The following is an 8228-nucleotide window of genomic DNA, read 5'->3' on the forward strand; positions in this document are numbered from 1 at the left end:
GGGCGCCTACATTCCGGGCATATCCATCCCCTGCATGTCCATCGGCGTCGGAGTGGCGACCAGCACCGCCGTGACGATCAGGACGAGCAGGCCGACCATGAGCTCGACACGAGCCGATGCGCGTATCCGCATGGCGCCTGCAGCAGTGCCGAGCGTCGGCTTGACGCGAAGCCAGTTGTACGCGCCAGTACCCGCGACGACAGAGAGAATGGCGAGCTTGAGCAGGAGCGTCCGTCCATACCCTGATTGCCACAGGGCAGAAACCTCGCTCAGGTGCAACCAGGCCGCAAAGACGCCCGTGCTCGCGACGATGCCTGCGAAGAGCAGTGCGGTCGGCGAAAAGGCATTGAACAGGTCGGCGATTGCGCCGACGCGCTCCTCGTCCGGGAGCCGCATCGCCGCGGGGAACCCTGCGGCCAGCACCACGAGCAGGCTGCCGAGCCATCCGCCGGCACCGATTACGTGTAGCGTGTCGGCAATGATGGCAAGTCCTGCCTGACCGGGCGCGGCCGCCGCATGCCCCGACAGTGCGGGCGTGACCGTCAAGGCGAGAACGCCCAGTGTCGCCAATCCCCACCCCCCGGCGCTACGCACCGCAACACGGAAGCCGGCAGCAGCGACAACTACCCCGACGACCTGAAGCAGCCAACCCCGTCCCCAGACCGTTTCGGTCAGCATGGCGCGGACGAGCTGCGGATCGAACGTCGCACCAGGCGGATGCATCGCATAGGACTGCGCACCCAGACGCAGCAGCGCGGCCACGCCGACCAGTACGATTCCGAGCAGGCCGATACGCGCGGCGCCATGTCGCGCACTCGCAAGCACCGGATTCGTCGCGCCGCGTTGTCGCTGCAGCAGACGTAGCACCGCCCCCTTGAACGCGACTGCTCCGATGGCCATGAGGAGACCCAGGTACAGCAACGCGCGAATGGCAACGTACGCCGGCGACTCCGCGCCGAATGTCGCCCCCTGCGGCATCGATGCAGGGTCGTGATGTGTTTCCGGCTGCGCGGACGGCGTAGGCGACGGCGTGCCGGGCGACGTCTGGGCCGGCGTTGCCGACTGCGCGCCCCCAACGACGGTAAACGTGTATCGACCGCGCACGGGGTGCCCGTCGTCTCCGGCCATTTGCCATACAACCGTGTACGTGCCGGCGACCAAGGTGCCGCGAATGTCGGCCACCAGTGCGCGCCGCGAGTCTGCCGCGATCCGCAGGGGCGACAGGGCCACGGCACTCCCTGATGCGCCGAGCAGCTCGAGACGACTGAAGGCAAGGGCCGGCGCCTCAGTGAACACCAATCGGAGCTCGCGCGGCACGATCGTCACCGTAGCGTCAGCTGCCGGCGCAGCGCTCTTGAGGGAACCATGTGCGCGCGCGGTTGCGGGTACGAAAGCGACAAGCCACAACGCCAACAGGGCGCACAGTGGTGACCGAGCTGTAGCGAGCCTGTAGCCCACCAGCCCGCGCGACGGTGTCCTGACGGCGCTGATCATACCGGCGGTTTCCGCATGCCCGGCATCTTGCTGTGGTCCATGCCCGGCATCGCCATCGGCGCGGGCTTGGCGGCGGGTTTCGCCGCAGGCTTGGCAGCAGGCTTCGTGGCGGCTCTCGCTGCGGGCTTGGCCCTTGTGCTCGTCGCCTTCGTACCGGCCGTCGCCCGGCTCGCTGCCGGCGAACCCGCCATTCCGGGCATTTCCATCTCCATGTTCATTGCCATCATCGAGGACATGCCCGGCATCTGCGCCATCATGCGCTGCAGCACCGGATCCGTCATCACGCGCTCACGAATCACCGGGTCGGCCATCATGCGCATGTGAATGGCCATCATCGTCGAGTCATCCATCCCCGGCATGCTCATGCCCGGCATGCTCGTGCCGGAAGTCGACGCGCCCACCGCGCCACTCGACGCACCCCCGCCCGACATGTTCATGCCAGAGTGATCCATCGCGGAGTGGTCCATCGTCGAGTGATCCGTCGCCGCAGGTCGGCTGCCGTTCGGCGAGGTTGTGAGTTCCGTCGCTGCCGCCCGTGAAGGAGTCGCTGCACGGGCCAGAGTGCCACACGCGAGGATAGTCGCACCTGCACCGGCCGCGGGTGAGCCGGCGGACGACTGCACGAGCACATGAAATTGACCATCCGGGATCGGTGGCGCACCGAGATTTGCGGTTCCACTGGCACTGCCCGACGCGTCGACGGTGATCGGTGCGTAGGCGCTGGCCGCGCCCACGAGCCCCGCGTCACGCGTGCAGGAGCCTCGTCGCACGGACCAGACCCGCACGGCGCCCGGTTGATCACCAGACCAGTTCATGCGCACCGTCGTGCCGCTCACGGTGGCCGTCCCGGACGCGCCACGCGACCCCAGCGGATCGGTGAGCAGCGCGGTCATCTCACGATCCCGCTGCATCGGCATGCTCGCATGGTTCGCTGGCATGGTGTCAGTTGCCTGTGCCTGCAGGAGAGTGCCGCCGGCGACGCCAAGAGCGATGAGTGCAGTGATGAAAAGAGAGCGCATCGGAAACACCTCTGTTGTTGACGCAGGGCCCCGCGGCCCAGGTATTTGGAGCGCGATCTGCGCGGTCATCGCCAGATCCGCAGGCCGGCCATGATAGTGCCGACACTTCGCCGCTCGCCAAGGTTATGGGTCGTGGCCGCTGTGACACCGGTGCGACGAAGCAGCGAGACGCCCAGGTAGGGCGCGAACTTGCGCCGGATTTCGTAGCGCATGCGCGCGCCGACCTCGACATCGTTGAGCCCAGAGCCAACACCGATTTCCGGCACCGCCTGCACGGCCGCGTTGATCTCCACCCACGGCTGCACGATGAGCCGTTGCGTGAGGAGCAGGTCGAACGACGACTGCAGATCAAGCGACACGTCACCCTTGTCGCTGACGAGTAGCGTCGGCTCAAGCTCGAACCACCCAGGCGCCAAGCCGACAAAGCCGACCGCAATCATTCCGCGCGTCGACCGAGCGCTTGGTGCGCGCCGACCGTTCGAGGGGTTCTCACCGTCGACCGACACAACGTCCTTGCGCAGTCTCGTATCGACGCGGGCGCCGGCAACGACGGACCAGTACGGCGCGATGAACCTTCCATACAGCACGTCGCCCTGCATCTCGCCGCCACCCGATCTGCGCGTCGACTGCTCGCCTTGCACGCGTAGGAACAGCCGACGATAGTCGCCGCCGATCCAGCTGACCAGCTCGACGTCCACGGGGCGCTCGGGCTGGTTCGCATGCACCTCCAATTGCTCCGCGAGGACGAACGTGCGGATGACACGATCGAGGTCCATGCCATGATGAGCTCCTGCTGGCTGCGCCTGCGCGGTCGCGCCGAGCAGCGACAAGAACGCGCACACTGTGAGATGCAGCCACGCCGTGTGTGCGCTTTCGAGCCATTTCCTCATACCGCCGCCCCTTCGCTGGTCGTCATCGTCCCATCCGGTTCCGATACCTGAAACACCCGGAACATCCCCAGGTCCATGTGAAGGAGCACGTGGCAATGAAATGCCCATGGTCCCGGATCCACCGGCGTCGCGAGCAGCGACACGCGCTCGGCCGGCTTCACGTTGATCGTGTGCACGTACGGGCACTCAGGTCCGTGTCCATTCTCGAGTTCCATGAACACGCCGTGCAGGTGCATGGGGTGCGCCATCATGGAGTCGTTCACGATGGTCAGCCGAATGCGCTCGCCGTGTTTGAGCGGGATGGGATCGGGTGCATCGGAATACTTGATCCCGTTGATCGACCACATGTAGCGCTCCATGTTGCCGGTCAGGTGCAGCTCGATCTCGCGCGCTGGCGCCTCGAAGGTCGCAGCCGGCGTGAGTCGCTTGACATCGGTCCAGACGAGCACGCGCCATCCGTCCTCGCCCAGTCCGGCGCCCGGCTCCGACAGTCGGCTCCGTGTCTCCATCGCTGTGCCGGCACTGGCCGAGCCGTGCGTGCTGCCGGCGTGCATCACCGGCTCCGGGATCGTACCGGGCGCCCGTAAATTCGAGGCGCGGATGATTGTGCCGTCGCGCAGCGTCCCCTCGAAAACGCCGGCTCCGCCGGAGGAGGCCATGTCCGGCGTGACCATACCCCGCATGCTGCCCATGTCATGGCCAGCGTGACCCGAAGCCGCCGGAGCAGCGGGCTTGGGCGTGGGCATGTCCATACCCGCCATGCTGGCATCGGCCGATGGCTTCGCGGGTGCCTGCGTGCCCGACATATCCATGCCGGGCATCGACATCCCGCCATGCCCACCCATACTCATCGCCATGCCCATGTCCATCATTCCGAGTGTGGGGCGCGGGCGACGCTTGGGGACCTCCGCACTCATGCCGGCCCGTGGGGCCAGTGTGCCGCGCGCATGGCCCGACCGGTCCATCGACTCCGCAAAGATCGTATAGGCGCGATCTTCCGTGGGCTGCACGATCACGTCGAACGTCTGTGCGATCTCGATGCGGAATTCGTCGAACGTCACGGGCTGCACATGCTGGCCACTCGCCTGCACGAGCGTCATCTCGAGTCCGGGAATGCGCACGTCGAAGTACGAACCTGCGCCCGCGTTGATGAAACGGAGCCGCACCCGTTCGCCTGGCCGGAACAGCCCGGTCCAGTTAGAGGCGGGTGGCAGGCCGTTCAGGAGATAGGTGTACGTCGAGCCCGTCACATCGGCGATGTCGATGGGACTCATCCGCATCTTGCCCCATTCCCAGCGATCCGCGATGGTGGCGCGCAAGCCAGCCCGGTCGACGTCTCTAAAGAAGTCACCGACCGTGCGCCGCTGGAAATTGTAGTACGACCCCTGCTTCTTGATGTTGTCGAGGATCTTGAGCGGATTCTCGAACGACCAGTCGGACAGCATCACCACGTACTCGCGGTCGTACTGAAACGGCTCCGGCTCTATTGGATCGATGATCAGTGGCCCATAGTGCCCGAGCTGCTCCTGAAATCCCGAGTGGCTGTGATACCAGTAGGTCCCGTACTGCCGAAGCGGAAATTCGTAGACGAATGTCTGCCCCGGATGAATGCCCGGAAAATTCACGCCCGGCACGCCGTCCATGGCGTTCGGCACGAGGAGCCCGTGCCAATGGATGGACGTGTCCTCGCGTAGCCGATTGGTCACGTGAATCGCGGCGCGCTCCCCCTCGCGGAACCGGAGCAGCGGCCCGGGGACCGAGCCGTTGATGGTCGTGGCGATACCGCGCCGTCCGCCGAACCCGAACGGCGTGCGGTCGATGACGAGCTCAACGCGATTGTTGCTGCCCACCACGCGCGTTTCGACATCGGGAATGAGCTGCGAGCCGTTTGCGGGCGACACCGAAGCCGGCGCTAGGCGCCGCAATCCAGCGAGCGCACCCAACGCCCCAGCCGCATGCAGGAAGCGGCGGCGGGTCACTGGCGCAGCACCGATGCGCACGGAAATGGATCGCTCTGATTCGTCCATGGGAACCATCGGTTCAAGAGGTACGTGGGAAAATCAGACGCACGCGCTTACGGCGGCGCCCTGTCAGACAGGCACGCAGCGCAATTTCGAGGCGAACCGCGTCACACGTTACTGTCTCGTCATGCCGGCCACTTGCGAACAACGGCGCGGGGGTCGCGAACGAAGAATCCTAGGCAGGCGCCGGCCCGCATCCGCCGCGCCGCCTCGCCTATTGCCCCGACACCTTGCGCTGAAACTGCGCGATTTCGCGCGTCTGGTCGCGCTTCATCCGCTCGGCCAGTGCCTTGACCTTCGCGTCCTTCAGCATCGGCAGGTAGTGGTCGATCATCTGCGTCGCCTGCTGGTGATGCTGTACCACGTGGTGGTAGAACATCCGGTCAAATGCGGCGCCACTCAATGGCTTGAGTTGGTCGAGCATGCGCTGATTGTCGGGCCTGATCTTCGGATCGTACCGATCTTTGTACTGCCGCTCCAACTTGGTCACCATCGAATCAAGCTCGGCGTCCTGCTTGGTGTCGAGCATCTCGGCATCGGCCTGCGTCGTGGCCGACCCCCGCTTCTCTTCGACGGTCAGATGGGCCATCGCGATCATCCCCTTGTGATGCTCGCTCATCATACGCAGAAAGTCGCGGTCCGGATCGCTGGTGGCACCACCGCTGACTGTCATGTTGCCAACGGTGCTCATGGCGCGGTGGTCCATTCCGGCCATGCTGCCGCTATCGGGTGCAGCCGCGCTCGTCAATGAACCGGCCACTACCGCAGCCGCGGTGTCACCAGTGGTCGGTCGATCCGTCTTGGGCGAACAGGCTGTCGTCAGCGCAAACGTCGACACGGCGAAGAGACGTGCCCCGACCCAGACGCCCTCACGGCATGCGCGCTGACCACTTTGAAACTTCCTCAAATCCTGCATGACTGCCTCGTGGAGAAGAAGGAACTCTCGCGGCACGCCGCCGCATTCGCGACCTCGGCAGGCGTGCGTAGGCACGGCTCTGGAAGGTACCTTTACTCAGGATAAAGGACTTCAGCACAAAGCGTACCGTCGGTGACCGAAACGTGCCGTGAGTTCTCGACATTCTCTGCGTGCATGCCTTGGCTCAAGGCGAACACATCCATCGCCCTCTGCCGTCAAGCCGGCAGCTCCGTCGCGACGAGCGTTGCCGTGACCAGCAGGATACCGATGCCAATGCCGAGCTCGAGCCACGCGCTGATGCGAAATGCCGATACGGCTTGTCCCTTCTCCAAGCGTGGCAGCACGAAGCGCCAATTCCAGCCACCCAATGCCAGTGTGGGCATCACGAGGAGCACCTTGAGCAGCACGAGGCGCGCGTAGGACGGTCCCCACAAGGAATCAAGACGCACGCCATGCAGCCACGCCATCGCTGCCCCCGAGACGAGGAGCACGCTCACGGCGAGCTGCGCCACTTTCGAGAAGGCCGAGAGCGCGGACGCTTGCACCGTCAGCGGTGCCCGCAGGAGCCCGCCCATAATTAGGACGGCCAGCAGACCGAGCCACTGTCCGGCGGCCACGAGATGCAGAACGTGAGCGACCACGCCGATGACGGGAGGGGTGACGGTGACGGCATGTCCCCCGAGCGCTTGTCCCACAACAAGCGCAAGGAGGGCACCGCTCGCCAGGAACTGGTCACGCGTCCGACGCCGCCCGGTGGCGTTCGGCAGCGCCATCAGGCCGGCTATTGCGACACCCTGCAACAACCATGCTCGTCCCCAGGCGGTGTCCCACGTGAGCGTCCAGACCCCATCGAGATCCCACGCGGCGGGCGGACCGAAGAAGGCCAACGCTTGCATGGCCCATCGGGCGATCCACGCGACGATCCACGCGACCCAACCGAATCGCTGGACGTCAAGCAGACGGCGCAGCAACCGCCGACAGGCGCGCCGCGGGTCCGCGCTGTCGAGCCGACCGCGGGTACGCACCCATGGCATGACCCCGCGAAGGGCGACGGCGGAGCCGATGACGGCGAGGAGCGCCGCATATGATACGAGACGCGTGACGACGAATGACGGCGACTCGACACTGAAGGGGTCCATGCTCGCTCCGCAAGGTTGACTTTACGGAGCATAAAGCCGTATCGGTCCAACGACAAGAGCGCGGAGGGCTCCACCGAACTCGAGGCAGTGACCAATCATGGGGAGACACGCGCAATACAACGTCGTGGCATGCGCGGACGCCGTCCGTATCGGCGGGCGTGTCCGTCTACTCGCGACATTGCATGCTGGCATTCATTCAGCAAATCGCTCCGGTCAGAAAGATCGCGACCCCCATAAGTGGACAAGCGCCTCGATCGCTCGATAGCTTTATGGTGCATACATCCGTAATCACGCCAATGCGATCACCGGGCGTAGGCAACCCTTGAACGCTGTGAGGTGAGTCGACATGCCGAGCCACGACATCCAGAAGCGCTCGCGCTGCAGCTGGCTGGTGAGAGCGGCGGTACTTGTGCTACCAGCTCTCCCAGTACCCCCGCTCCTTGGGCAAGTGAGCGAGTCCGCCCAGCAGCAGCCGCGGGTGACCATACACCCCGTCGTGGGGGCGCACGTACCGGTGGGCGAATCCCGAAAGTCTGTGCTAGGGGGCCCTCTGGCCGGTGTCCAGCTCGGGCTGCCTCTGCCTCGCGTCGGCGCCCTGCAGACCGCGTTCGTCCTGACCGGCTTCGCCGCGCGCACGCGAGTCGCTCCCGTCGCAGACGGAGTTGACGCGATCGCGCAGGGTGTGGTCACGCTCTACGACTACGATGCGGGCGTCGAGCTAGCTCCATCGAAGTCCCCCAGTCTGCATT

Annotated in this window: 6 protein-coding genes; all 6 read right to left on the reverse strand. The window is 65.4% G+C overall.

From position 1 onward, the window contains the following. Nucleotides 1-6: 6 nt before the first annotated feature. The 6 genes from K2R93_17190 to K2R93_17215 all read right to left on the reverse strand — a co-directional run bounded on the left by K2R93_17190 (nt 7) and on the right by K2R93_17215 (nt 7479). Nucleotides 7-1494 (reverse strand): copper resistance protein CopC/CopD, encoded by a 1488-nt coding sequence (locus K2R93_17190; GenBank protein MBY0491576.1) that lies wholly within the window; start codon nt 1492-1494, stop codon nt 7-9. Further along, on the reverse strand, nt 1491-2582 hold the full coding sequence (locus K2R93_17195; protein ID MBY0491577.1) for a hypothetical protein: 1092 nt from the start codon (nt 2580-2582) through the stop codon (nt 1491-1493). The genes K2R93_17190 and K2R93_17195 overlap by 4 nt, the downstream gene beginning before the upstream one ends. After that, nucleotides 2579-3289, reverse strand: a complete 711-nt coding sequence (locus K2R93_17200; protein ID MBY0491578.1) for a copper resistance protein B — start codon at nt 3287-3289, stop codon at nt 2579-2581. Before K2R93_17200 ends, K2R93_17195 begins: the two co-directional genes overlap by 4 nt. Nucleotides 3290-3399: 110 nt before the next feature. Further along, the gene (locus K2R93_17205; GenBank protein ID MBY0491579.1) at nt 3400-5382 is read right to left on the reverse strand and encodes a copper resistance system multicopper oxidase; all 1983 of its coding nucleotides are present in this window, start codon (nt 5380-5382) and stop codon (nt 3400-3402) included. 256 nt (nt 5383-5638) lie between these two features. Beyond that, nucleotides 5639-6415, reverse strand: a complete 777-nt coding sequence (locus K2R93_17210; GenBank protein ID MBY0491580.1) for a DUF305 domain-containing protein — start codon at nt 6413-6415, stop codon at nt 5639-5641. 140 nt (nt 6416-6555) lie between these two features. Further along, nucleotides 6556-7479, reverse strand: a complete 924-nt coding sequence (locus K2R93_17215; GenBank protein MBY0491581.1) for a CopD family protein — start codon at nt 7477-7479, stop codon at nt 6556-6558. Nucleotides 7480-8228 lie beyond the last annotated feature (749 nt).

It is taken from the genome of Gemmatimonadaceae bacterium (genome assembly GCA_019752115.1).
Lineage (GTDB): Bacteria > Gemmatimonadota > Gemmatimonadetes > Gemmatimonadales > Gemmatimonadaceae > Gemmatimonas.